Below are 26,394 nucleotides of genomic sequence, written 5' to 3' on the forward strand. Positions count from 1 at the left end.
TCCTGTTCGACGCCCGGCCCCGAAGCACGTACACTCGCTGACCGTTGGCTCCCATCAGGTCGCCGCGGCTCACGCACCCAGTGCGGTCGGCCGTATGCGGTAGGTTGGGGGACTGCAAAGGGTCGTAGCTCAATTGGTAGAGCACTGGTCTCCAAAACCAGCGGTTGGGGGTTCAAGTCCCTCCGGCCCTGCTACACGCACTTCTTCACCAAGGTGCGTGCACGCGTACGTACTGAAATGCACCGCCGTGCGGCTCTACCGGGCGCGGCACGGCCACGACCCGGATTCAGGTGAGGACGAGTGACGGACGCCCTGGGCTCCATCGACATGCCTGAGCGCGGTCGTTCCGAGGACGAAGCCGCGGAATCCGAGAAGAAGCCCCGTCGTGGCGGCAAGCGTGGCAAAAAGGGCCCCTTCGCGCGTCTTGCGCTTTTCTACCGCCAGGTTGTGGCGGAGCTCCGCAAGGTCGTCTGGCCCACCCGCAACCAGCTGACGACGTACACCTCCGTGGTGATCGTCTTCGTTGTCATCATCATCGGTCTCGTAACCGTGATTGACTTGGGAATCAACCGAGTCGTCGGGTACGTCTTCGGCTGACCCCGCGGAGGGCGTCTCAGCGGGCGCCTTTTCGCATGTTCAACCCCTTGAAGCAAGGAAGAAGCAGCCACGTGTCTGACCCGAACCTGAACGACGCCGCCGAGCCCGTCGCGGCTGCAGAGGCCGACGTTGACGCGGCCGTCTCGGCCGAGGTCGAGGGCGACGACACCGCTCTGGAGATCGTCGAGAACGCCGACGGTGCCGACGAGCTCGACGCCGAGGAAGCTGCTGCCGGCGAGCCCGCCGAGGAAGCCGCGATGCACGTCGAGGACGAGGCGGCGGACGAGGACGAGGCCGCCGGCGAGGCAGCCGAGGACGAGTCCGCGGAGCCCGTGGAGGAGGAGCCGGAGCCGGTCGACCCGGTGGCCGCCCTCCGTGACGAGCTGCGCACCCTCCCCGGTGAGTGGTACGTCATCCACACCTACGCGGGCTACGAGAACCGCGTGAAGACCAACCTCGAACAGCGCGCCGTCTCGCTGAACGTCGAGGACTACATCTTCCAGGCCGAGGTGCCGCAGGAAGAGGTCGTCCAGATCAAGAACGGTGACCGCCGTACGGTCCGCCAGAACAAGCTCCCGGGCTATGTGCTGGTGCGCATGGACCTGACGAATGAGTCCTGGGGCGTCGTCCGCAACACGCCGGGTGTCACCGGCTTCGTCGGCAACGCATACGACCCGTACCCGCTGACGCTGGACGAGATCGTCAAGATGCTCGCCCCGGAGGCCGAGGAGAAGGCCGCCAAGGAGGCCGCCGCGGCCGAGGGCAGGCCGGCGCCGTCCCGCAAGGTCGAGGTCCAGGTGCTGGACTTCGAGGTGGGCGACTCCGTCACCGTCACCGACGGTCCGTTCGCGACGCTCCAGGCGACCATCAACGAGATCAACGCCGACTCGAAGAAGGTCAAGGGCCTCGTCGAGATCTTCGGCCGCGAGACCCCGGTCGAGCTCAGCTTCGACCAGATCCAGAAGAACTAGGTTCTTCCGGACCAACAGCCACCGCACAGGTCAGACGGGCTCTTGGAGCCCTTCTGACCTGCTCGGTTTTTGGCCGCAGGACCATACCCGTTATCGTTGTGCGGTATGCCTCCATCCGGATGACCGGATGATGAGGCGAAACAACTCTCACTAGGACCCGGAGAGAGCATGCCTCCCAAGAAGAAGAAGGTCACGGGGCTCATCAAGCTCCAGATCCAGGCCGGTGCCGCGAACCCGGCTCCGCCGGTCGGCCCCGCGCTGGGCCAGCACGGCGTCAACATCATGGAGTTCTGCAAGGCCTACAACGCCGCGACCGAGTCGCAGCGTGGCATGGTCGTGCCGGTGGAGATCACGGTCTACGAAGACCGCTCCTTCACCTTCGTCACGAAGACTCCGCCGGCCGCGAAGCTGATCCTGAAGGCCGCGGGCGTGGACAAGGGCTCCGGCGAGCCGCACACCAAGAAGGTCGCCAAGATCACCGGCGCCCAGGTGCGCGAGATCGCCACGACCAAGATGCCCGACCTGAACGCCAACGACCTGGACGCCGCGGTGAAGATCATCGCCGGCACCGCCCGTTCCATGGGCGTCACGGTCGAGGGCTGACCGCCACCTCGTAGGCACCCCGTGGCAGGGCCAGGCGCTGGCCCGCACCACGACTCCATCCGCCATCCGGCGGCAGCCGGGTGGACGCAACTGTTCAGGAGCAGCAGTGAAGCGCAGCAAGACTCTTCGCAACGCGGACGCGAAGATCGACTCGGAGCGTCTGTACGCCCCGCTCGAAGCCGTCCGTATCGCCAAGGACACCTCGTCCGTCAAGTTCGACGCGACCGTCGAGGTCGCCATGCGTCTGGGTGTCGACCCGCGCAAGGCCGACCAGATGGTCCGTGGCACCGTGAACCTCCCGCACGGCACCGGTAAGACCGCCCGGGTCCTGGTCTTCGCGACCGGTGACCGTGCTGCGGCCGCGGAAGCCGCCGGCGCCGACATCGTCGGCTCGGACGAACTGATCGACGAGGTGGCCAAGGGCCGCCTGGACTTCGACGCCGTCGTCGCCACCCCGGAGCTCATGGGCAAGGTCGGCCGCCTCGGCCGCGTGCTCGGCCCGCGTGGTCTGATGCCGAACCCGAAGACCGGCACGGTCACCCCGGATGTCGTCAAGGCCGTCAACGACATCAAGGGCGGCAAGATCGAGTTCCGCGTGGACAAGCACGCGAACCTCCACTTCATCATCGGCAAGGTCTCCTTCGACGAGACCAAGCTGGTGGAGAACTACGCCGCGGCGCTGGACGAGATCTTCCGTCTGAAGCCGTCGGCCGCCAAGGGCCGCTACATCAAGAAGGCCACCATCACCACCACGATGGGCCCTGGCATCCCGCTGGACGCCAACCGCACCCGCAACCTCCTCGTCGAGGACGAAGCCGTCTGATCTCGCCGATCGGCGCCTCGTAGCGCGTGACATTGCCGTCAGACCCCGCTCCCCGTCAGGGAGCGGGGTCTGACGCGTTCGGTGTCGGTGCCCTCGGCTACAGTCGCCCCCGAGGTCCATAAAAGAGATGTAAAGGGGGAGCCTCACATGCGTAACAAGCGAATGGTCGCCGCTGTGGCAGGCGTCGTGGTGATGGCGGGTCTGACGGCCTGTGGCGGTGGCAAGGGCGGAGGCGAAGCGGCGTCGGACACGGCGGTGGTGAAGAAGTCTCCGCTCGAGCTCGCGCTGGCCTCGCTGCGGACGGCCTCGCAGCAGACGGACGGCAAGAAGTCCGCGAAGGTCGAGGGCACGGTCAAGAACGGCCCGTCGACGCAGTCCATGAAGGGCGCGCTGGACTGGTCCCAGGGCATGCGGATGGACGTCGACATCACCCAGGCGGGCGGGCAGTCCCCGGTGGCCGGGAAGCCCGTCAAGGCGCTCTACACGCCGCAGGCGATGTACATGAACATGGGCGCGGCCGGTCTGCCGGTGGGCGGCAAGTCCTGGGTGAAGTACGACTACGACGCCCTGACGCGGAAGCTGGGCCCGGCCGGCGCGCTGCTCAAGGACCAGATGCAGAACAACAACCCGACCCGCGCGGTCGAGCTGCTGATCGCCTCGGGCAAGGTCAAGGAAGCCGGCAAAGAGGACGTACGCGGTGTCCAGGCGACCCGCTACACCGGCACGCTCACGGTGTCCGAGCTGACCCGTATGCAGTCCAAGTCCTTCAGCGAGGCGGACCGCAAGGCGCTCCAGCAGCAGATGCAGCAGACCGGCAGGGAGAGCGAGACCATCGATCTCTGGATCGACTCGGAGAACCTGCTGGTCAAGAAGCGCGAGCGGAGCGACAGCATGGCGAGCGCCTTCGACTCGATGGTGTACTACTCGGACTACGGCACCAAGGTCGCGGTGACCGAGCCGCCGGCGAGCGAGACCGTGGACTTCGACAAGGTGGCCGGCTAGCCGCACCGGGGGCGTCGTCGCCGGCGCCCCCTCTCGGCCGATTTGCCTGAGCGCGGGCCGCTCCCGTACCGTGTGCGAGAAGCCAAAGACCGCTGGTTGTCTCTGTGCGCCTGATCTCGGGCGTACGGTGGCCGAAGGATCCGCTAGCTGCGGACGGCCTGCGCAGGTATGTGTGGATGAACTCCTGGATGTATGTCTGGTCGAGTCACGCCCCGTGCGCCTGCGCCGGGGCGTTTGTTTTGCCCAGCCCCTTCTGCGCGGTCCTCATCACCCGGAAGGAGGCCGAGGCTCATGGCGAGGCCCGACAAGGTCACAGCCGTCGAGGACATCACGGACAAGTTCCGCAACTCCAACGCTGCTGTAGTGACCGCGTACACCGGTCTTACCGTTGCGCAGCTCAAGCAGCTGCGTCGTTCGCTCGGTGAGAACGCTCAGTACCGTGTGGTGAAGAACACGCTGACCAAGATTGCGGCCAATGAGGCCGGGATTCAGCTGGACGAGCACTTCAAGGGCTCGACCGCTGTCGCCTTCGTCACCGGTGACCCGGTCACGGCGGCGAAGGGTCTTCGTGACTTCGCCAAGGAGAACCCGAATCTCGTCATCAAGGGCGGTGTCCTTGATGGCAAGGCGCTGACCGCCGACGAGATCAAGAAGCTTGCGGACCTCGAGTCCCGCGAGGTTCTGCTCGCCAAGCTGGCGGGTGGCATGAAGGCGTCCATGGCCAAGGCCGCGGCGACCTTCCAGGCCCCGCTCACGAAGTTCGTCCGCACCGCGGACGCGCTTCGCAGCAAGGTCGAGCAGGGCGGTGCCGGTACGCCGGCTCCCGCCGAGGCTGCGGAGTAACCCACCCCGTAGTCCAGCGGGCCCGTACGCCCGCCGACATGTACATCCGGCACCAGCCGAATTAGTGGAAGGACCGCCACCATGGCGAAGCTCAGCCAGGAAGACCTGCTCGCGCAGTTCGCGGACATGACCCTCATCGAGCTCTCCGAGTTCGTGAAGGCGTTCGAGGAGAAGTTCGACGTCGAGGCTGCCGCCCCGGTCGCCGTCGCCGCGGGTGCCCCGGGCGCCCCGGCCGCCGCCGAGGTCGAGGAGCAGGACGAGTTCGACGTCATCCTCACCGGCGCCGGTGACAAGAAGATCCAGGTCATCAAGGTCGTGCGTGAGCTGACCTCCCTGGGCCTGAAGGAGGCCAAGGACCTCGTCGACGGCACCCCGAAGCCCGTCCTGGAGAAGGTCGACAAGGCCGCCGCGGAGAAGGCCGCCGAGTCCCTCAAGGGCGCCGGCGCGTCCGTCGAGGTCAAGTGACCTCACTGAGTCTCCGACTCACGTTCTGAGCGCCTCAGGCGCCCCGGGACACAGCGAAGGGCGATCACCCATGCGGGTGGTCGCCCTTCGGCGTGCTCGCCACGGCTGCGTTGCCTCGGGCCGGAGTGCGAGTATGGTGATCTTCGTTGCCCGGACGCGCCCCGTGTGACGATCTCTCCGGAGGCGAGGGGCCTTGACGAACCGGTCGTGGCGCGCAATTCTCGGGACGCGGCGCAGAAGCGATCCAGGGTCCGAGGCATGGATCGCCGACGAAGAGGGAAGCATCGGTGTGCGCCACTGGCGCAGGGCTTTCGGCAGGCGCAGGGCATTGGGCGAAGAGAAGAACAACGAGGGACTCCTCCGGATCGGAGGGTGTTACCTCCCGGAGGGAGAAGATCGGTATCACGGTGCTGAACCGGTCTCCGGAATCTCGCTCTGGACATCAGTGTGCCAAGTGGCTACACTGACCCTTTGCGCTGCCTGTTAGCTGCTCCCTGCCCGTCACCAGGGGCATGCCCGAGCCCGAGCACTGCCGGAAGATCCGCCCTGACCTGGGCCTTCCCTAGATCGCTCGATTCGGGACCGGTACGCGCGTAGTGAGTCCGAGCCCTCGGAAGGACCCCCTCTTGGCCGCCTCGCGCAACGCCTCGACTGCCAATACGAACAACGGCGACAGCACCGCCCCGCTGCGCATCTCCTTTGCGAAGATCAAGGAGCCCCTCGGGGTTCCGAACCTCCTTGCGCTGCAGACCGAAAGCTTCGACTGGCTGCTCGGCAATGCCGCATGGAAGGGTCGCGTCGAGGCTGCGCTGGAGAGTGGGCAGGAAGTCCCCACCAAGTCCGGTCTCGAAGAGATCTTTGAAGAGATCTCGCCGATCGAAGACTTCTCCGGGTCGATGTCGCTGACGTTCCGCGACCACCGCTTCGAGCCCCCGAAGAACTCCATCGACGAGTGCAAGGAGCGCGACTTCACGTACGCGGCTCCGCTCTTCGTCACCGCCGAGTTCACCAACAACGAGACCGGCGAGATCAAGTCCCAGACGGTCTTCATGGGCGACTTCCCGCTCATGACGAACAAGGGCACCTTCTGCATCAACGGCACCGAGCGTGTCGTCGTCTCGCAGCTGGTCCGCTCGCCGGGCGTCTACTTCGACAGCTCCATCGACAAGACGTCCGACAAGGACATCTTCTCGGCCAAGGTCATCCCGTCCCGTGGTGCCTGGCTGGAGCTGGAGATCGACAAGCGCGACATGGTCGGTGTCCGCATCGACCGCAAGCGCAAGCAGTCCGTCACCGTTCTGCTCAAGGCTCTCGGCTGGACGACCGAGCAGATCCTGGAGGAGTTCGGCGAGTACGAGTCCATGCGCGCCACCCTGGAGAAGGACCACACCCAGGGCCAGGACGACGCGCTGCTGGACATCTACCGCAAGCTGCGTCCGGGCGAGCCGCCGACCCGTGAGGCCGCGCAGACGCTGCTGGAGAACCTCTACTTCAACCCGAAGCGCTACGACCTCGCGAAGGTCGGCCGCTACAAGGTCAACAAGAAGCTCGGCGGCGACGAGCCGCTGGACGCCGGCGTGCTCACCACGGACGACGTCATCGCGACGATCAAGTACCTGGTCAAGCTGCACGCCGGTGAGACCGAGACGACCGGCGAGTCCGGCCGGACGATCGTCGTCGAGACCGACGACATCGACCACTTCGGCAACCGCCGTCTGCGCAACGTCGGCGAGCTCATCCAGAACCAGGTCCGCACGGGTCTGGCGCGGATGGAGCGCGTCGTGCGCGAGCGCATGACCACCCAGGACGTCGAGGCGATCACGCCGCAGACCCTGATCAACATCCGGCCGGTCGTCGCCTCCATCAAGGAGTTCTTCGGCACCAGCCAGCTGTCCCAGTTCATGGACCAGACCAACCCGCTGTCGGGTCTGACCCACAAGCGCCGTCTGTCGGCGCTCGGCCCGGGTGGTCTCTCGCGTGAGCGGGCCGGCCTGGACGTCCGTGACGTGCACCCCTCGCACTACGGCCGCATGTGCCCGATCGAGACGCCGGAAGGCCCGAACATCGGTCTGATCGGCTCGCTCGCCTCGTACGGCCGGGTCAACGTCTTCGGCTTCATCGAGACGCCGTACCGCAAGGTCGTCGACGGCCAGGTCACCGAGGAGGTGGACTACCTCACCGCCGATGAGGAGGACCGCTTCCTGATCGCGCAGGCCAACGCGCCGCTGACCGAGGACATGCGGTTCGCCGAGCAGCGTGTGCTGGTCCGCCGCCGTGGCGGCGAGGTCGACCTCGTCACCGCCGAAGAGGTCGACTTCATGGACGTCTCGCCGCGCCAGATGGTGTCGGCGGCGACCGCCATGATCCCGTTCCTGGAGCACGACGACGCCAACCGCGCGCTCATGGGATCGAACATGATGCGCCAGGCGGTTCCGCTGATCAAGGCGGAGTCCCCGCTGGTCGGCACCGGTATGGAGTACCGCTGCGCGGTCGACGCCGGTGACGTCATCAAGGCGGAGAAGGACGGTGTGGTCCAGGAGGTCTCCGCGGACTACGTCACCGTCGCCAACGACGACGGCACGTACACCACGTACCGCGTCGCGAAGTTCACCCGCTCCAACCAGGGCACCTCCTTCAACCAGAAGGTCGTCGTGGACGAGGGCGCGCGGGTCATCGAGGGCCAGGTCCTCGCCGACGGTCCGTCCACGGACGAAGGCGAGATGGCGCTCGGCAAGAACCTGCTCGTGGCGTTCATGCCGTGGGAGGGCCACAACTACGAGGACGCGATCATCCTGTCGCAGCGCCTCGTGCAGGACGACGTCCTCTCCTCGATCCACATCGAGGAGCACGAGGTCGACGCCCGTGACACCAAGCTCGGCCCGGAGGAGATCACCCGGGACATCCCGAACGTCTCCGAGGAGGTCCTCTCGGACCTCGACGAGCGCGGCATCATCCGTATCGGTGCCGAGGTCGTGGCCGGCGACATCCTCGTCGGCAAGGTCACGCCCAAGGGTGAGACCGAGCTGACCCCCGAGGAGCGCCTGCTGCGCGCGATCTTCGGTGAGAAGGCGCGCGAGGTGCGCGACACCTCGCTGAAGGTGCCGCACGGTGAGATCGGCAAGGTCATCGGCGTCCGCGTCTTCGACCGCGAAGAGGGCGACGAGCTGCCCCCGGGCGTGAACCAGCTGGTCCGCGTCTACGTCGCCCAGAAGCGCAAGATCACCGACGGCGACAAGCTCGCCGGCCGGCACGGCAACAAGGGCGTCATCTCGAAGATCCTGCCGGTCGAGGACATGCCGTTCCTGGAGGACGGCACCCCGGTCGACATCATCCTCAACCCGCTGGGTGTCCCGTCCCGAATGAACCCGGGACAGGTCCTGGAGATCCACCTCGGCTGGCTCGCCAGCCAGGGCTGGAAGGTCGAGGGTGACGACCAGGACTGGAAGAAGCGCCTCCACGCCATCTCCGCCGACGAGGTCGCCCCCGGCTCCAACGTCGCCACCCCGGTGTTCGACGGTGCGCGCGAGGACGAGATCTCCGGACTCTTCGAGTCGACGATCCCGAACCGCGACGGCGAGCGCATGGTGAAGGGCTCCGGCAAGGCGCGGCTGTTCGACGGCCGCTCCGGTGAGCCGTTCCCGGACCCGATCTCGATCGGGTACATGTACATCCTCAAGCTGCACCACCTGGTCGACGACAAGCTGCACGCGCGGTCGACCGGTCCGTACTCGATGATCACCCAGCAGCCGCTGGGTGGTAAGGCCCAGTTCGGTGGCCAGCGCTTCGGAGAGATGGAGGTGTGGGCGCTGGAGGCTTATGGCGCCGCGTACGCCCTCCAGGAGCTGCTGACGATCAAGTCCGACGACGTGACCGGCCGCGTGAAGGTCTACGAGGCCATCGTCAAGGGCGAGAACATCCCCGAGCCCGGCATTCCCGAATCCTTCAAGGTGCTCATCAAGGAGATGCAGTCCCTGTGCCTCAACGTGGAGGTGCTGTCCTCGGACGGTATGTCCATCGAGATGCGGGACACCGACGAGGACGTCTTCCGCGCCGCGGAGGAGCTCGGTATCGACCTGTCCCGGCGCGAGCCGAGCAGCGTCGAAGAGGTCTGACGGGTCTGGCCGGGGCCTCCTGACGGAGGCCCCGGCTAACCCCGGACCCCCAGACCATGATTGAGACTCGACCCTGGCAGCGACAATTGTCGGGGGAACCCCCGAAGGTGGGATTGACGACAGTGCTCGACGTCAACTTCTTCGACGAGCTGCGGATCGGCCTCGCTACCGCTGACGACATCCGTCAGTGGTCCCACGGCGAGGTCAAGAAGCCGGAGACCATCAACTACCGCACCCTCAAGCCCGAAAAGGACGGACTCTTCTGCGAGAAGATCTTCGGTCCGACCCGGGACTGGGAGTGCTACTGCGGTAAGTACAAGCGCGTCCGCTTCAAGGGCATCATCTGCGAGCGCTGCGGCGTCGAGGTCACTCGCGCCAAGGTGCGTCGTGAGCGGATGGGCCACATCGAGCTGGCCGCTCCCGTTACCCACATCTGGTACTTCAAGGGCGTGCCGAGCCGGCTGGGCTACCTGCTGGACCTCGCGCCCAAGGACCTCGAAAAGGTCATCTACTTCGCCGCCTACATGATCACGTGGGTGGACGACGAGCGCCGTACGCGCGACCTGCCCTCGCTGGAGGCGCACGTCTCCGTCGAGCGTCAGCAGATCGAGCAGCGCCGCGACTCCGACCTGGAGGCCCGCGCCAAGAAGCTCGAGACCGACCTGGCCGAGCTGGAGGCCGAGGGCGCCAAGGCCGATGTGCGCCGCAAGGTGCGCGAGGGCGCCGAGCGTGAGATGAAGCAGCTGCGTGACCGTGCGCAGCGCGAGATCGACCGCCTCGACGAGGTCTGGAACCGCTTCAAGAACCTCAAGGTCCAGGACCTTGAGGGCGACGAGCTGCTCTACCGCGAGCTGCGTGACCGCTTCGGCACGTACTTCGACGGTTCCATGGGTGCCGCCGCGCTTCAGAAGCGACTGGAGACCTTCGACCTGGAGGAGGAGGCCGAGCGCCTCCGCGAGATCATCCGGACCGGCAAGGGCCAGAAGAAGACCCGGGCGCTCAAGCGCCTCAAGGTCGTCTCCGCCTTCCTCCAGACCCGCAACAGCCCCAAGGGCATGGTGCTGGACTGCATCCCGGTGATCCCGCCGGACCTGCGTCCGATGGTGCAGCTGGACGGTGGCCGCTTCGCGACCTCCGACCTGAACGACCTGTACCGCCGCGTGATCAACCGCAACAACCGTCTGAAGCGGCTTCTCGACCTCGGTGCGCCCGAGATCATCGTGAACAACGAGAAGCGCATGCTCCAGGAGGCCGTGGACGCCCTCTTCGACAACGGTCGTCGTGGTCGCCCGGTGACCGGTCCCGGTAACCGTCCGCTGAAGTCCCTGAGCGACATGCTCAAGGGCAAGCAGGGCCGTTTCCGTCAGAACCTGCTCGGTAAGCGAGTCGACTACTCGGCGCGTTCCGTCATCGTCGTCGGCCCGCAGCTCAAGCTGCACCAGTGCGGTCTGCCGAAGGCCATGGCGCTGGAGCTCTTCAAGCCGTTCGTGATGAAGCGCCTGGTCGACCTGAACCACGCGCAGAACATCAAGTCGGCCAAGCGCATGGTCGAGCGCGGCCGCACGGTCGTCTACGACGTGCTCGAAGAGGTCATCGCCGAGCACCCGGTGCTGCTGAACCGTGCGCCGACCCTGCACCGTCTGGGTATCCAGGCGTTCGAGCCGCAGCTGGTCGAGGGCAAGGCCATCCAGATTCACCCGCTCGTCTGCACCGCGTTCAACGCGGACTTCGACGGTGACCAGATGGCCGTCCACCTCCCGCTGTCCGCGGAGGCCCAGGCCGAGGCCCGCATCCTGATGCTGTCCTCGAACAACATCCTCAAGCCGGCCGACGGCCGTCCGGTCACCATGCCGACCCAGGACATGGTGCTCGGTCTCTTCTTCCTCACCACGGATGAAGAGGAGCGCGAGGTCATTGGTGAGGGCCGGTCCTTCGGCTCGGTCGCCGAGGCCATCATGGCCTTCGACAACCGGGAGCTCTCGCTCCAGGCCAAGGTCGACATCCGCTTCCCGATCGGCACCGTCCCGCCCCGTGGCTGGACCCCGCCGGTGCAGGAGGAGGGCGAGCCCGAGTGGCAGCAGGGTGACAGCTTCCGGCTGCGGACGACCCTGGGCCGTGCGCTCTTCAACGAGCTGCTGCCCGAGGACTACCCGTTCGTCGACTACTCGGTGGGCAAGAAGCAGCTCTCCGCGATCGTCAACGATCTGGCCGAGCGCTACCCCAAGGTCATCGTGGCGGCGACGCTCGACAACCTGAAGGCGTCCGGTTTCCACTGGGCGACCCGGTCCGGCGTCACCGTCGCCGTCTCGGACATCGTCGTCCCGGAGGCCAAGAAGGCCATCGTCCGCGGCTACGAAGCGCAGGACGAGAAGGTTCAGAAGCAGTACGAGCGCGGTCTGATCACCAAGGACGAGCGCACGCAGGAGCTCATCAACATCTGGACCAAGGCGACCAACGAGGTTGCCGAGGCGATGAATGAGAACTTCCCGAAGACCAACCCCATCTTCATGATGGTGGACTCCGGTGCTCGCGGAAACATGATGCAGATGCGTCAGATCGCGGGTATGCGTGGTCTGGTGTCCAACGCCAAGAACGAGACCATCCCGCGGCCCATCAAGGCGTCGTTCCGTGAGGGTCTGTCCGTGCTGGAGTACTTCATCTCCACGCACGGTGCCCGTAAGGGTCTGGCGGACACCGCCCTGCGTACCGCCGACTCGGGTTATCTCACCCGTCGTCTGGTGGACGTCTCGCAGGACGTCATCATCCGCGAGGAGGACTGCGGCACCGAGCGCGGTCTGAAGCTGCGGATCGCCTCGAAGGGTGCCGACGGCGTCCTGCGCAAGGCGGACGACGTCGAGTCCAGCGTGTACGCGCGGATGCTGGCCGAGGACGTCGTCGTCGACGGCAAGGTCATCGGCCCCGCCAACGTCGACCTGGGCGATGTCCTCATCGACCAGCTCGTCGCGCACGGTGTCGAGGAGGTCAAGACGCGTTCGGTCCTGACCTGTGAGTCCGCGGTGGGCACCTGCGCCTTCTGCTACGGCCGTTCGCTGGCCACCGGCAAGCTGGTCGACATCGGTGAGGCGGTCGGCATCATCGCCGCCCAGTCCATCGGTGAGCCCGGCACCCAGCTGACGATGCGTACCTTCCACACCGGTGGTGTGGCCGGTGACGACATCACCCTGGGTCTGCCGCGTGTCGTCGAGCTCTTCGAGGCCCGTACGCCCAAGGGTGTCGCCCCGATCTCGGAGGCGGCCGGCCGCGTCCGTATCGAGGAGACCGAGAAGACCAAGAAGCTCGTCGTCACCCCGGACGACGGCAGCGACGAGACCGCCTACGGCGTCTCCAAGCGTGCCCGTCTCCTGGTGGGCGAGGGTGACCACGTCCAGGTCGGCCAGCCGCTGACCGTGGGTGCGATCAACCCGCACGACGTGCTGCGGATCCTCGGCCAGCGGGCCGTCCAGGTCCACCTGGTCGGCGAGGTCCAGAAGGTCTACAACAACCAGGGCGTGGCGATCCACGACAAGCACATCGAGATCATCATCCGGCAGATGCTGCGCCGCGTGACGATCATCGAGTCCGGCGACGCGGAGCTGCTGCCGGGCGAGCTGGTGGAGCGTACGAAGTTCGAGGGTGAGAACCGTCGTGTGGTGGCGGAAGGCGGCCACCCGGCCTCCGGCCGTCCGCAGCTGATGGGTATCACCAAGGCTTCGCTGGCCACCGAGTCCTGGCTGTCGGCGGCGTCCTTCCAGGAGACGACCCGGGTGCTGACCGACGCGGCGATCAACGCCAAGTCGGACTCCCTGATCGGCCTCAAGGAGAACGTCATCATCGGTAAGCTCATCCCGGCCGGTACGGGTCTGTCCCGTTACCGCAACATCCGGGTCGAGCCCACCGAGGAGGCCAAGGCCGCGATGTACTCGGCCGTCGGTTACGACGACATCGACTACTCGCCCTTCGGCACCGGCTCCGGCCAGGCGGTCCCGCTGGAGGACTACGACTACGGTCCGTACAACCAGTAAGCGCCGCCGGTTCGTCCGGATGCGCGTGGTACGCAGGGCGGTCACCCCGATGGGGGTGGCCGCCCTGCGGCGTTGCGGGGCGGACGCCGGCCCCCTTCCGTGCGGGGTGCCGCGGGTCCGTACCGGTGCCCCGGGCCGCCGTGTCCGGCGGTTTCGTGCCCTGAGGGAACTTGGCCTCCCTCCATTGCGTCTGTGATGAGAGGATGAGGGCTCAGGATGAGGGCTCACTATGGAGCGGGGGAGGTCGCGTGGCGTTTCAGCCCTGGCAGGGCGGGCAGCCCGCTCAGCCGTCGAATCAGGTGCCGGCCATGCGCGCCTCGCACGCCGATCGCGAGCGTGCGGTCGATGTGCTGAAGGCGGGCTTCGCCGAGGGGCGGCTGCCGCAGGCCGAGTACGAGCAGCGGATCGGCCGCGCCTATGAGGCGAAGACCCACTCCGAGCTCCAGATGCTGGTCTCGGACCTGCCGCAGGGTCCGACTGCGCAGGCGTTCGAGCCGCGGCCGGTGCCGGCGACGTTCATGCCGATGCAGATGCCGCCGCCGGTGCGTACCAGCAGCACCGCGACCGGTGCGCTGGTCTGCGGGATCCTCTCGCTGCCGACCTGGGGACTGACCTCGATCCCGGCCGTGATCCTGGGCCACAAGGCGCGTGCGGAGATCCGCCGGACCGGTGAGCGCGGGGACGGTCAGGCGCTCGCCGGCCTGGTGATGGGCTGGCTGGGCATCGGCGGCTGGGCGTTGCTGCTCCTGGGGATCGCCTTCGCGGTCGTCTTCGGCCACTGAGGCCGCGGCCGTCGGGACCGGGTCTGCCGGTCCGCCGGGAGGCATGGTCGTCGCGGCTGTTCCTCTCCTCGCTTTCTTCTTTGTTTTTGCGCTGTTCCGGAAGCCGCTTCTCGCCACGCGAGAAGCGGCTTCCTTTGTTGCGTTCTTGTTGCGCGCGCGGTTTCGCGTATTCGGTGCGGGGTGCGGGCCCGGAGTCGGGAGTGGTGATGCGGAGGATGCGTTCCGCTCTCTCGGAGCATGTCTTGAATTCGGATCAAGACTTGTTAGGCTGAGCGTGAGGAATGGGGGAACTGGGGGACGGTGACATTGGGTTACCGTTTTGCGCCCGCCGTGCGCATGCGGGATGCGGCACGTGAAATACGGCATTGCTTATCCCAATCATTGGACACCCGGCTGACCGACCGTCGCGCCATGCGCCGGGCACGGGCGGCTTGCGGGCAATTGGGTGGATTCACAGGGGAGGTCGTGTACCGGTGTCAGTTGACCAGGCGTGGATCGATCAGGTTTTACCTCTTGTGGGCGGGGCGGATGCGGCGGCGCTGGACCGTACGGCAGCCGCGCTCCGTGACCTGCTGTTCGCCGTGGAGCGCCTGCAGAAGGCCGGGCAGGGTCAGTTTCAGGACAATCTTCAGGTCCGTGAGCAGTGCTCGGTGGAGCGGTACGGCGGTCCGCGGGCCCCTGATACGCGCCTGCCGGTCGACACCCTGACACCCAGGGAGCGCGAGGTGCTCCGGCTGGTTGTGACCGGGCTGCCCAACCGGCTGGTCGCCCGCCGGCTGGAGATCGCCGAGCGTACGGTCAAGACCCATCTGCACTCCATCTACCGCAAGCTGGGGGTCTCGGGGCGCACCGAGGCCACCGCTCTCATCCTGCGCCAAGAGGTCCAGAAGGCGCGGGCCAGCTGAACGACTACGGGACAGCGGTCGCGGGCCGCCCCTCGGCCCGCTGTATGACGTGCCGCAGGAAGGCGGCCGCTGTCTCGCCGTCGCATACGCGATGGTCGAAGGTGAGCGAGAATGTGGCCACCTTGCGCACGGCGAGCTGTTCCTCGACGACCCATGGCCGGCTCGCGATGGATCCGATGCCGAGCATTGCCGCTTCGGGGATATTGAGCAGCGGTGTGGCTCCGGCTACCCCGAATATTCCGTAATTGTTCAGCGTGAAAGTACCGCCGCTCATATCGGCCGGTGCGAGGGTTCCCGCGCGGGCCGCGCCGACGAGTTCGTGAATGGCCGGGACGAGGGAATCCGTATCGTACTGCTGGGCATTCCGCAGTACGGGGACGACCAGACCGGTTTCCGCCTGTACGGCTATGCCCAGGCCGATGCCGGGGAATTGCAGAATCTCCCGGCGTGCGGTGTCCACGTGGGCATTCAGCCGCGGGTAGAGCGCCAGTGCCTCGATGCAGAACGTGCCGAACAGCGCCGGCAGGCCGGTGCGGCAGGGCCGGTGCCGGTCGTGGAGCGCGTCGCGCCGGGCGAGGAGGCCGGTGACGTCCGCCTCCTGCCAGATGGTCACGCGGGGGATGTCCTGATGGCTGCGGGTGAACTTCTCCGCGGCCAGCAGGCTTCGGCCACGCAGCGGCAGCCGGACCGGTGCGCCGGCGGCGGGCGTGCGGAGCGCGATCGCGGCCTCGACGTCGGCGCGCAGGATCAGCCCGCCGGACCCGCTGCCGCGCAGTGCGGTGAGCGTGATGCCGTGGTCGCGGGCGAGTTTGCGGACGACCGGGGAGACGACCGCGGGCCGTGCTCCCGTACCGGTGGGGCGGATCGCGGGGGCCGCCGGGCGAGGCACCGGGCGGGGTGCCGGGAGGACGGCGGCGGGGCCGTAGCCGACGAGCACCGGGCCGTCGGGCTCCGGGGGCCCGGCCGCCTCGGGTGCGGCCGCGACGGTGACCAGCGGGGCGCCCACCGGGACGAGGTCGCCCGGTTCGCCGTGCAGCGCGGTGACCACGCCCGCGTACGGGCAGGGCAGATCGAGTGCCGTCTTGGCGGTCTCGACCTCGGCGACCGGCTGGTCCGCGGTGATCCGGTCGCCGACGGCCACCAGCCAGCGGACCAGCTCCGCCTCGACCAGGCCCTCGCCGAGGTCGGGGAGCGCGAAGCGCAGGTCCCCGGTGGCCGTGGGTCCGCCGTTCATGAGGTGCTCCCGGTCTCGGGCCACTGGAGCGCCGCCACGGCTTCGAGGACGCGCGGCACATCGGGCAGGTGGTGCTGTTCCAGCAGGGGTGGCGGGTAGGGCAGGTCGAGGCCGGTGACCCGGAGGACCGGTGCCTCCAGGTGGTGGAAGCAACGCTGGCTCACCCGGGCCGCGATCTCCGCACCGAAGCCCGCGAACCCGGCGGCCTCGTGGACGACGACCGCGCGGCCGGTCCGCCGGACACTGGCCGTCACGGTCTCGTCGTCGAAGGGGACCAGCGTCCGCAGGTCGACGACCTCCAGGTCCCATCCCTCGGTGTCCGCCGCGGCCTCGGCGGCCGCCAGCGCGACGGGGACGGCGGGCCCGTACGCGATCAGCGTCGCGGAGGTGCCGGGGCGGCGTACCGCGGCGCGGCCGAGGGGCTCGGCGGGGCGCTCCCGGGCCACCTCGCCCTTGTGCCGGTAGAGCCGCTTCGGCTCCAGGAACACCACCGGGTCGTCGGAGGCGATGGCCGCCCGCAGCAGGGAGTAGGCGTCCTGGGCGGTGGCGGGCGCCACGACGTGCAGGCCGGGGGTGTGGACGTAGTACGCCTCGGAGGCGTCGCTGTGGTGCTCCACGGCGCCGATGCCGCCGCCGTAGGGGATGCGGATGACCAGGGGGAGGGTGAGTTCCCCGCGGGTGCGGTTGCGGAGCTTGGCGATATGGCTGACGACCTGTTCGAAGGCGGGGTAGGCGAAGGCGTCGAACTGCATCTCGATGACCGGGCGCAGGCCATACATCGCCATGCCGACCGCGGTGCCCGCGATGCCCGCCTCGGCGAGCGGTGCGTCGAAGCAGCGCTGCGGGCCGAAGGCGGCCGCGAGGCCGTCGGTCACCCGGAAGACTCCGCCGAGCGGTCCGACGTCCTCGCCGTAGACGAGGACCCGGTCGTCCTCGCGCATCGCGTCGGACAGCGCGGCGTTGAGTGCCTGGGCCATGGCCAGCTGCGGCGTCATGAGGCGTGCCTCCCCAGGCGGGCGGCGAGTTCGGCGGCCTGTTCGCGCAGTTGCGGGGTGGGGGCCGCGTAGACGTGGTCGAAGAGCTCCAGCGGATCGAGGGCCGGTGGCTGCCGCATCCGGTCGCGCAGGCCGGCGGCGAGGGCCTCGGCCTCGGCGGTGTACGCGGCGGCGGTGGCGTCGTCCAGCAGCCCCTCGGCGCGCAGATGGGCCGCCAGGCGGTCCAGCGGGTCGCGGCCGGACCAGACCGCGACCTCTTCGGCGCTGCGGTAGCGGGTGGGGTCGTCGGCGCTGGTGTGCGGGTTCATGCGGTAGGTGAGGGCCTCGATGAGGGTGGGGCCGCCGCCCGCGCGGGCGCGTTCGACGGCCTCGGTGACGGTGGTGTACACCGCCAGCGCGTCGTTGCCGTCGACCAGTGCGGCCCGCATGCCGTAGCCGATGGCCTTGTGGGCGAGGGTGGGGGCGGCGGTCTGCGCGGCGAGCGGGACGCTGATGGCGTACTGGTTGTTCTGGACCAGGAAGACGGTGGGCACCCGGTGGACGGCGGCGAAGTTGCACGCCTCGTGGAAGTCGCCCTCGCTGGTGCCGCCGTCGCCGATGAACGACAGCGAGACGAGGTCGTCCCCGGCCAGCCGGGCCGCGTGCGCCAGGCCCACGGCGTGCGGGCACTGGGTCGCCAGCGGGGTGCACTGCGGTGCGGTGCGGTGCCGGCGGACGGAGTAGCCGCAGTGCCAGGAGCCGCGCATCAGCGTCAGCACCTCGAAGGGGTCGATACCGCGGGCGACGAGGGCGACGCTGTCGCGGTAGGTGGGGAAGAGCCAGTCCGTCTCGCGCAGCGCCATCGTGGCGCCGATCTGGCACGCCTCCTGGCCGTACGAGGAGGGGTAGACGGCCAGTGCGCCCTGCTTGCCCAGGGCGGTGGCCTGGCGGTCGAACTGGCGGCCGAGCACCATCCGCCGGTAGAGCTCGCGGCGCAGCCCGGCGTCGGGCGGGGTGCCGGTGCCCACCCACCGTCCCGCGGCGTCCAGCAGGCGGACCGGTTCCGCGCCGGGCAGCATCTCGTGTGTGCCCGGTGGCGCGGGGCCGGGGCGGCTGGTGACGGACATGGCGGGGACCTCCGGGAGATGACGGGGACGGCTGGGCACGGCCGGTACGGAATCCGCGGTCACCGGGCGCGGCACTCCTCGTCGACCAGCGCCTTGAGCCGGTCCAGCCCTTCGTCGATGCGTTCCGGGGTGATCCGGCTGTAGGACAGGCGCAGCTGCCGGTGGCCGCCGCCGCCCGCGTAGAAGTGGTGCATGGGCATCCACAGCACGCCGTGCCGCCGGGCGGAGCGTGCCAGCAGTTCGTCGTCCACGCGGAACGGGACGGTGAGGACGACGAAGAAGCCGCCGCCCGGGACGTTCCAGTCGATGCCCAGGCGGGCGCGGACCGCCGCCGGCCAGCGCTTGTCGAGGCCGTTGAGGAGGCAGTCGAGGTGGTGCCGGTAGATCTCCGTCTCGCGCCGGTTGGCGAGCGAGAGGCGGCAGTCGTTCTCCAGCAGTTTGCCGCCGATGACGGCCTGGGCGAGGGGGGAGGTGTTGACGGTGACCATGCTCTTCAGCGTCGAGAGCTGATCGGCCAGCAGACCGCCGGGGCCGGCGCCGGTCACCGGCTGGTCGGCGACCGCGAAGCCGACCCGGGCGCCGGGCAGACCGGTCTTGGCGAGCGAGCCGAGGTAGACGACGCGGCGCCGGGTGTCCAGCGCCTTCAGGGTCGGCGGCCGCGTCTGGGCACGGGTGTAGAGGCCGTAGGGGTTGTCCTCCAGCAGGAGGATGTCCGCCTCTTCGGCCAGCGCGAGGAGGCGGTGCCGGGTCGCCATGTCGAGGCTGCGGCCGGAGGGGTTGGAGAAGTCGGGGACGAGGTAGAGGGCGCGGGGCCGCAGGCCGTCCGCGCGGGTCCGGCGGAGCTGCTCGGTGAGGTCGTCCAGGTCGATGCCGAGCGGGCCTTCGCGTACCGGCACCACCGTCATGTCGAGCAGCCGGGCCGCCCCCGTCAGGCCGACGTAGGACGGGGACACGGTCAGCACCACGTCCCGGGCGTCGCGGCGCAGCGCGCGCAGGACCAGGAGGATGGCCTCCTGGCACCCCACGGTGACGACGAGGGACTCCGGGTCGACGTGGATGTTCTCGTCGCGCGCCAGATAGGTGGCGAGGAGGTCGGTGATCACGCCCTTGGTCCGGCCGTACTGGAACAGCGTCCGGGTCACCTGCGCCTCGTCCATGCCCCGGTCGTGGGCGAGGTGGTCGCAGAACGTCCGCAGATGGCGGTGGAGGGACTCGGTGTCGAAGTACCCCTCGTACGGGCTGCCCGAGGCGAAGGAGATGGCGTCCGGGTGGCGCTCGGCGATCTCGCTGAGCATGTTCATGGACGCCATCACCGGGTCGCCGAGGGAGGCGTGCAGGTCCGCGAGGGACAGGGTGACGGTCCCGGCGGGCGCCGGCGGCCCGGGGAGCGTCACTTCGGCCTCCGCCGGTGTGCCGACCAGGTGCGTTCCAGGTTGTGGATCAGCGCATCGCTGTGGGCGCAGTACGCCTGGTCGCGGGCGTAGTGGGCCATGTACGTACGGAACAGGTCGAGGGGTTCGGCGCCCAGGCGCATGGCCCGGCGGTTGGCGCGCACGCTCGGCAGACCGCAGGCCATCAGCTGGTCCACGGCGCGGGCGATGGCGTCGTCCATACCGGCCGGGTCGACGACCTCGGCGACCAGCCGTCTGCCGTCCGGGCTGTCCACCGGGAAGTCGCGGTTGAAGAGCACCGCCTCGCGGGCCGGTCCCTCGCCGAGGAAGCGCGGCAGGCGCATCACACCACAGCCGGGGATGATGCCCTCCTTGCCGGCCGGGAGGTTGAAGTACGCGCCGGTCTCCGCGACCACCCGGTCCAGGACCAGCAGGAACTGGCAGCCGCCGCCGATGGCGAAGGAGTCGACCGCGCCGATCCACGGCTTCTCGTGCCGGCTCTCCAGTGCGTCGGGGCGCGGCGGTGCGAGGTCGTGGCCGCGGTAGAGCTTGTTGACGACGCCGAGTTCGCGCTCCAGGAAGAAATCGGTGAGCGAGATACGGCCGTGGTAGAGGTGCGTCAGGTTGATGCCCGAGCTGAACACCCGGCGGCCCGCGTACTTCGGATGGGTGGCGGGACCGCCGCGCAGCACTCCCGCCTCGATCCGGTCGTCCAGCAGGACGAGGTCGACGGCCGTCTCCAGGGCGGCGGTTGACGCATCGTCCTCGGCGTTGAGGCAGCTGTGGTTCTGCACCGTCACATGGCCGACGTTGTCCTTGCGCTGGACGTGCACCACACCGAGGTCGACCGCGTCGTCGAGCAGCAGGGTGTCGAGCAGGTCGAGGGCCTCCTGGCGGGGCTGGGCCATCGCGTGCAGCAGGTGGTGGCCGGTGCGCGGCCGGGCCAGCACCTGGGCGAGGAAGATGCCCTGGGCGATCTCCAGGCTGTCGCGGTCCTTCAACGGCAGCTGATGTGCGGCCAGTTGGGCGCGGGAGGGGACCAGTTCGGGGAACCGGAGCGCCACCGCGTCGACGAGTTCGCCGACCCGCAGCGAGGTGCGGAAGCCGTTGGTCACCGTCTCGTAGACGGCCTCGGCGTGCTCCGTCAGGAACGCCTCGCGTATCGCGTGGCCCCGGGTCAGCAGGGCCTCGGCGGCCGTCTGCTCCTCCGGTGTGCGCGCGGGCTTGGGGGGCAGGTCCGCCAACTGCTCGCGCAGGGCCGCCAGTTGCCGGGCGGCGACTTCGTGATCGGCGGCCGGACCGCCCGTGAAAACCGGTGCTGGTTCCGACTTCCTGCCCGCCATATTCGCCACCAGTTCAACCGTCCCTTTCTGCCCTGCGCAATGAATTCCGACGGAAGAACTCCAGCCGCATGGGATACGAATGCGCCGTAGTCGGAGCATGGGGCATACCGGGATTCCGGTAAATGCAACCTATGGACTAGACGCGCGGTGTGGGTCTAGTACCAAGGTTGGCCGGAGGCCGCACCGAGGATTCGCCGGCGAGGGCGGGTGTCCGGGGGAAGCGGAATGCGTCGTCCGTGGAGCCGGCGGAGGCCGGACCGACGGACGCGGAGAGGCAATTCCGCGAGATCCGGGGGTGGCAGGGGGGTCGGCCGGGCTCGCCGTCGGACCGCCGTGGGCCGGGCTTGCGGTGCGGCCGCGTCCGGGTAAACGCAACCAAGGTTCTAGTCCTGGTACTAGAACCTTGTTTCTATACATGCCGAGAACTCTGCGGCGGGCCTGCCGATAAGGTTCTGGCCAGGAGCGGTTGTGGCTGCTTCACTGATCCGCCGTGGCAGCGTTTCGGGGGCAATGGCGTACGGCGCGTATCCACGGTTTCCCATTGCATTTGCCTGTCGCCGGTCGGCGATTCTCCGGTAATTGATTCCGCAGGTCATTCGGGCAGCAATCAAGGTTCCAGAAGGTTCCAGGGGGTTTGAGCGGTGGTTTCGGTGACTGGCCAGCAGGGCGCTGACGCGCGTGGGACCGGCAGGACGCCCGCAGGCGGGGCCGCGACGCTCCCGGCGCTCTTCGAGGCACAGGCGGCACGGACTCCGCAGCGGATCGCGGTGACCGCCGCGGACACCGAACTCACCTACGCGGAGCTCAACGCGCGGGCCAACCGCCTCGCGCACCACCTGATCGCGCAGGGCGTCGGCCCCGAGCGGACGGTCGGCCTGATGTTCTCCCGCTCCGCGGAGCTGGTCGTCGCGGTGCTCGGCGTGCTCAAGGCGGGCGCGGCCTACGTCCCCCTCGACCCCGACTACCCGGCCGAGCGCCTCGCGCAGACCCTCGCCGACGCCCGCCCCGCCCTGCTGATCGGCGAGACCGACCGGGGGCTCACCACCGGCATCCCGCAGATCGTGCTCGACGCGCCGGCCACCGCCGCCCTGATCGCCGCGCGGCCCGACCACGACCCCACCGAGGAGCACCGCGGCGCACCGCTGCTGCCCGGCACCGCCGCGTACGTCATCTACACCTCCGGCTCCACCGGCCGACCCAAGGGCGTGGTGATCCCGCACCACAACGTGCTGCGCCTGTTCTCCGCCACCGAGCAGTGGTTCGGCTTCGGCGAGGAGGACGTCTGGACCCTCTTCCACTCCTACGCCTTCGACTTCTCGGTCTGGGAGCTGTGGGGCGCCCTGCTGCACGGCGGGCGCCTGGTCGTGGTGCCGTTCGAGACCAGCCGCGCACCCGGCAGGTTCCGGGCGCTGCTGGCGGACGAGGGCGTCACCGTCCTCAACCAGACCCCGTCGGCCTTCTACCAGCTGATGCAGGCCGAGCGGAGCGCCCCCGCACCGGCGCCGCCGCTGCGCCTGCGCACCGTGGTTTTCGGCGGCGAACCCCTCGACCCGGCCCGGCTCGCCGACTGGTACCGCCACCACCCGGACGACGCCCCGCGCCTGGTCAACATGTACGGCATCACCGAGACCACGGTGCACGTCACCTACGCCGCCCTCGACCGGTCCGACGCCGCCCCGGGGGCGGCCGGCGGTATCGGCCTGCCCATCCCCGACCTGCGCGCCTACGTCCTCGACGGGCTGACGCCCACCGCCCCCGGCGAGGCCGGCGAACTGTACGTCGGCGGCGCCGGCCTCGCCCGCGGCTACCTCGGCGCGCCCGGCCTGACCTCGGAACGCTTCCTCGCCGACCCGTTCGGCCCGGCGGGCAGCCGGATGTACCGCACCGGCGATGTCGTCCGCCGGCTCCCCGACGGCGGCCTGGAGTTCGTCGGCCGCGCCGACAGCCAGGTCAAGGTCCGCGGTTTCCGTATCGAACCGGGCGAGATCGAGGCCGTACTCGCCGCACACCCGCAGGTCGGCCAGGCCGCCGTCGTCGTCCGGGAGGACCGCCCCGACGACAAGCAGCTGGTCGCCTATGTCGTCCCCGCCGACGACGGCACCGCCGCCTCGGACGAGACCGACACCGCGACCCGCGAACAGGTCGATGAATGGCGCGAGATCTTCGACGCCCAGTACGAGGGCGCCGCCGCGGCCACCTTCGGCGAGAACTTCGTCGGCTGGAACAGCAGTTACGACGGCACACCCATCCCGCTGGACGAGATGCTCCAGTGGCGCGACGCCACCCTCGACCGCATCCGGCAGCTGCGCCCGCGCCGGGTGATGGAGATCGGCGTCGGCACCGGCCTCCTCCTGGCCCATCTGGCACCCGACTGCGAGACCTACTGGGGCACCGACCTGTCCCCCCGCGTCATCGAGGCGCTGCAGGAACAGCTCGCCGACCGCCCCGGCCTGGCCGCGAAGCTCACCCTGCGCGCCCAGGCCGCCGACGACACCACCGGCCTGCCCGAAGGCCATTTCGACGTGGTGGTCATCAACTCCGTCAGCCAGTGCTTCCCGAGCGGCGCCTACCTCGCCGACGTGCTGCGCAAGGCCGTCTCGCTGGCCGCACCCGGCGGCGCCGTCTTCGTCGGCGACGTACGCAACCTCAGCTCGCTGCGCTCCTTCCGCAGCGCCATCGAGCTGCGCCGGGCGCGCCTCGACGACGACCCGGCCCGGGTCCGCCAGGCCATCGAGCGGGCCCTGGTGCTGGAGAAGGACCTGCTCGCCGAACCGGAGTTCTTCACCGCCCTCGCCGCCGCCGACCCCACCGTCGCGGGCGTCGACATCCGGCTGCGGCGCGGCGCGCCGCACAACGAACTGACCCGGTACCGCTACGACGCGGTGCTGTTCAAGCGGGGCCGCCCCGTCCTGGACGCGACGCACGCCACCGGCACCGCCTACGGCCGGGACCTCGACGGCCTCGACGGCATCAAGGCCCTGCTCGGCGCGGACCACCCGGCGACGCCGCAGGGCCCGGCCGTGCTGCGGGTCACCGGGGTGCCCAACGCCCGGGTGGCGCCCGAGACGACGGCGATGCGCGCCCTCGACAAGGGCGAACCGCTCGCCCACGTACGGGAGCAGTTCACGCTCACCGCCGGTGTGGACCCCGAGGAGCTGCACGCGCTGGGCGAGGCGATGGGTTACCGCACCGAGATCACCTGGTCCGCCGCCGCGGCCGACCGGATGGACGTGATCTTCGTATCCCGCGTGGGCGCGGCGGCGGGGGACCGGGAGCCGGACCTGGTGGGCACCTACCTGCCCGCCACCCGGCCCCGCACCCCCGAGCGGCACGCGAACAACCCGGTCGCCACCCGCGGCAGCGGTGTCCTGCTGCACGAACTGCGCGACTACGCCAAGGAGCACCTGCCCGCCCACATGGTGCCCGCCGCCGTCCTGCGCATCGAACGGCTGCCGCTCACCGTCAACGGCAAACTGGACCGGCGTGCCCTGCCCGCCCCGGAGTTCGAGAGCGCCGGGGGCCGGGCGCCGAGGTCGGCGCGCGAAGAGGCGCTGTGCGGCCTGTTCCGCGAGGTGCTGGGCGTCGACGGCGTCGGCATCGACGACAGCTTCTTCGACCTCGGCGGGCACTCCCTGCTCGCCACCCGCCTGGTCAGCCGGGTCCGCGCCGAGCTCGGCGTGGAGATGTCGATCCGGGTGCTCTTCGAGGCCCCCAGGGTGGCCGAGCTGGCCGAACGCCTGGACGCCACCACCCGCGCCCGCCTCCCCCTCACCGCCCGCCCGCGCCCGGAGCGGCTGCCGCTGTCCTCCGCCCAGCACCGGCTCTGGTTCCTGCACAGCCTGGACAAGGAGGCCGGCACCTACACGATTCCGTGGGCGCTGCGGCTGACGGGGCGGCTGGACGCCGGGGCGCTGCGGGCGGCGCTCGGCGATGTGGTGGCGCGCCACGAGGTGCTGCGCACGGTCTTCCCGGAGGTGGACGGGGAGCCGTATCAGCTGGTGCTGGCGGCGGCAGACGCCCGGCCGGAACTGGACGAGATCGCCGGGCCCGCCTCGCTGGCCGGGCTCCGGCCCGTACTGGACGAGGCGGCCCGCCACCGCTTCAACCTCGCCACCGAACTGCCCGTCCGCGGACGGCTGTACCGGCTGGGGGAGAGCGGGGACGAGTTCGTTCTGCTGCTGCTGTTCCATCACATCGCGTGTGACGGGTGGTCGTATGCGCCGCTCGCCCACGATCTGATGGCGGCCTACGAGGCGCGGTGCGCGGGAGCCGCCCCCGAGCTGCCGGCACTGCCGGTGCAGTACGCCGACTACACCCTCTGGCAGCGGGAGCTGCTGGGGGACGAGAACGACCCGGAAAGTGTGCTCGCCCGGCAAGTCGCTTACTGGAAGGGGCAGTTGGCGGGTCTGCCGGAGCGGATCGAACTGCCGACGGACCGGCCTCGGCCGGCGGTCGCCTCACAGCGGGGCGACATGGTGCGCTTCGAGTGGGACGCGGAGCTGCACGGGAAGCTGAGTGAGCTGGCGCGGGCCGAGGGCGCGAGTCTGTTCATGGTGTTGCAGGCGGGCCTTGCGGTGCTGTTGTCGCGGTTGGGTGCCGGGGATGACATTCCGATCGGTATGCCGATCGCGGGGCGTACGGATGAGGCGCTGGACGATCTGGTCGGGTTTTTCGTCAATACGTTGGTGATGCGGACGGATACGTCGGGGAATCCGTCGTTCCGGGAGCTGCTCGGGCGGGTGCGGGAGACCGCTCTCGGTGCGTACGCAAACCAGGACGTGCCGTTCGAGCATCTGGTGGAGGTGCTCAACCCCGAGCGGTCGATGTCCCATCACCCGCTCTTCCAGGTGTCGTTGGCGGTCCAGAACGCCGCGGATGTGGAGCTGCGGGTGCCCGGACTGCGAATCGGTGCCCAGCTTTTGTCGAATGGTGGCACGCGTTTTGACGCTTTCTTCAGTGTGACGGAGAAGGTGGATGGTGTGGGTGGGCCGAGTGGGCTTTCGGGGTTTGTTGAGTTTTCGACTGATGTGTTTGATCGGGTGTCGGTGGAGCGGTTGGTGGGGCGGTTTGAGCGTGTGTTGCGGGCTGTGGTGATGGATGCGGGTGGTTTGTTGAGTGGGGTTGGTGTGTTGGGTGGGGTGGAGCGTGGGGAGTTGTTGGGTTTGGGGCGTGGTGGGGTTGTTTCGGGTGTGGTGGGTGG

General features: G+C 69.0%; 17 protein-coding genes and 1 tRNA gene. 13 read left to right on the forward strand and 5 right to left on the reverse strand.

Annotation, left to right across the window (positions count from 1 at the left end; all coding sequences use genetic code 11):
- Nucleotides 1-118: 118 nt before the first annotated feature.
- The 12 genes from IH09_RS12540 to IH09_RS12595 all read left to right on the forward strand — a co-directional run bounded on the left by IH09_RS12540 (nucleotide 119) and on the right by IH09_RS12595 (nucleotide 15,125).
- A tRNA-Trp gene (locus tag IH09_RS12540) sits at nucleotides 119-191 on the forward strand.
- Between the two features lie 109 nt (nucleotides 192-300).
- Nucleotides 301-597 (forward strand): preprotein translocase subunit SecE, encoded by a 297-nt coding sequence (gene secE / locus IH09_RS12545; RefSeq protein ID WP_052856253.1) that lies wholly within the window; start codon nucleotides 301-303, stop codon nucleotides 595-597.
- Nucleotides 598-668: 71 nt separating this feature from the next.
- Entirely contained in the window at nucleotides 669-1,568 is a 900-nt protein-coding gene (gene nusG / locus IH09_RS12550) for a transcription termination/antitermination protein NusG (RefSeq protein ID WP_052856254.1), read from the forward strand.
- Nucleotides 1,569-1,736: 168 nt separating this feature from the next.
- The gene (gene rplK, locus IH09_RS12555) at nucleotides 1,737-2,171 is read left to right on the forward strand and encodes a 50S ribosomal protein L11 (RefSeq protein ID WP_052856255.1); all 435 of its coding nucleotides are present in this window, start codon (nucleotides 1,737-1,739) and stop codon (nucleotides 2,169-2,171) included.
- Nucleotides 2,172-2,277: 106 nt separating this feature from the next.
- Nucleotides 2,278-2,994: a 50S ribosomal protein L1 gene (gene rplA / locus IH09_RS12560; RefSeq protein WP_052856256.1), complete on the forward strand. Its 717-nt coding sequence runs from the start codon at nucleotides 2,278-2,280 to the stop codon at nucleotides 2,992-2,994.
- Between the two features lie 147 nt (nucleotides 2,995-3,141).
- The gene (locus IH09_RS12565; RefSeq protein ID WP_052856257.1) at nucleotides 3,142-3,996 is read left to right on the forward strand and encodes a hypothetical protein; all 855 of its coding nucleotides are present in this window, start codon (nucleotides 3,142-3,144) and stop codon (nucleotides 3,994-3,996) included.
- Between the two features lie 291 nt (nucleotides 3,997-4,287).
- Nucleotides 4,288-4,839 carry a 50S ribosomal protein L10 gene (rplJ, locus tag IH09_RS12570; RefSeq protein ID WP_052856258.1) on the forward strand — a complete coding sequence of 184 codons (552 nt, stop codon included), beginning with the start codon at nucleotides 4,288-4,290 and terminating at the stop codon, nucleotides 4,837-4,839.
- 81 nt (nucleotides 4,840-4,920) lie between these two features.
- Complete coding sequence (gene rplL, locus IH09_RS12575) at nucleotides 4,921-5,304, forward strand: 50S ribosomal protein L7/L12 (RefSeq protein WP_052856259.1); 384 nt, start codon at nucleotides 4,921-4,923, stop codon at nucleotides 5,302-5,304.
- A 626-nt stretch (nucleotides 5,305-5,930) separates the two neighbouring features.
- Nucleotides 5,931-9,416, forward strand: a complete 3,486-nt coding sequence (gene rpoB, locus IH09_RS12580) for a DNA-directed RNA polymerase subunit beta (protein WP_052856260.1) — start codon at nucleotides 5,931-5,933, stop codon at nucleotides 9,414-9,416.
- A 122-nt stretch (nucleotides 9,417-9,538) separates the two neighbouring features.
- Nucleotides 9,539-13,438, forward strand: coding sequence for a DNA-directed RNA polymerase subunit beta' (locus tag IH09_RS12585; RefSeq protein ID WP_052856261.1), 3,900 nt, complete (start codon nucleotides 9,539-9,541; stop codon nucleotides 13,436-13,438).
- A gap of 308 nt (nucleotides 13,439-13,746) precedes the next feature.
- Entirely contained in the window at nucleotides 13,747-14,220 is a 474-nt protein-coding gene (locus tag IH09_RS12590) for a DUF1707 and DUF4190 domain-containing protein (RefSeq protein WP_052856262.1), read from the forward strand.
- Nucleotides 14,221-14,693: 473 nt separating this feature from the next.
- Nucleotides 14,694-15,125, forward strand: a complete 432-nt coding sequence (locus IH09_RS12595; RefSeq protein ID WP_190233271.1) for a LuxR C-terminal-related transcriptional regulator — start codon at nucleotides 14,694-14,696, stop codon at nucleotides 15,123-15,125.
- A 4-nt stretch (nucleotides 15,126-15,129) separates the two neighbouring features.
- On the opposite strand, the gene IH09_RS12600 is transcribed toward IH09_RS12595, so the two are convergent.
- The 5 genes from IH09_RS12600 to IH09_RS12620 are packed head-to-tail and all read right to left on the reverse strand — an operon-like array spanning nucleotide 15,130 to nucleotide 21,194.
- Nucleotides 15,130-16,359 (reverse strand): dihydrolipoamide acetyltransferase family protein, encoded by a 1,230-nt coding sequence (locus tag IH09_RS12600; protein ID WP_052856264.1) that lies wholly within the window; start codon nucleotides 16,357-16,359, stop codon nucleotides 15,130-15,132.
- Entirely contained in the window at nucleotides 16,356-17,354 is a 999-nt protein-coding gene (locus tag IH09_RS12605) for an alpha-ketoacid dehydrogenase subunit beta (RefSeq protein WP_052856265.1), read from the reverse strand. Before IH09_RS12605 ends, IH09_RS12600 begins: the two co-directional genes overlap by 4 nt.
- Nucleotides 17,351-18,460, reverse strand: a complete 1,110-nt coding sequence (pdhA, locus tag IH09_RS12610; protein WP_052856290.1) for a pyruvate dehydrogenase (acetyl-transferring) E1 component subunit alpha — start codon at nucleotides 18,458-18,460, stop codon at nucleotides 17,351-17,353. The genes IH09_RS12605 and pdhA overlap by 4 nt, the downstream gene beginning before the upstream one ends.
- A 59-nt stretch (nucleotides 18,461-18,519) precedes the next feature.
- Entirely contained in the window at nucleotides 18,520-19,854 is a 1,335-nt protein-coding gene (locus IH09_RS12615; protein WP_404827256.1) for an aminotransferase-like domain-containing protein, read from the reverse strand.
- Nucleotides 19,851-21,194: an enoyl-CoA hydratase/isomerase family protein gene (locus IH09_RS12620; protein WP_052856266.1), complete on the reverse strand. Its 1,344-nt coding sequence runs from the start codon at nucleotides 21,192-21,194 to the stop codon at nucleotides 19,851-19,853. Before IH09_RS12620 ends, IH09_RS12615 begins: the two co-directional genes overlap by 4 nt.
- Before the next feature lie 650 nt (nucleotides 21,195-21,844).
- Between IH09_RS12620 and IH09_RS39825 the strand changes: the two genes are divergently transcribed.
- The coding region (locus IH09_RS39825) for a non-ribosomal peptide synthetase (RefSeq protein WP_318279444.1) at nucleotides 21,845-26,394 on the forward strand (4,550 nt) is incomplete at its 3' end.

The organism is Streptomyces celluloflavus (genome assembly GCA_000720995.1).
Lineage (GTDB): Bacteria > Actinomycetota > Actinomycetes > Streptomycetales > Streptomycetaceae > Streptomyces > Streptomyces celluloflavus.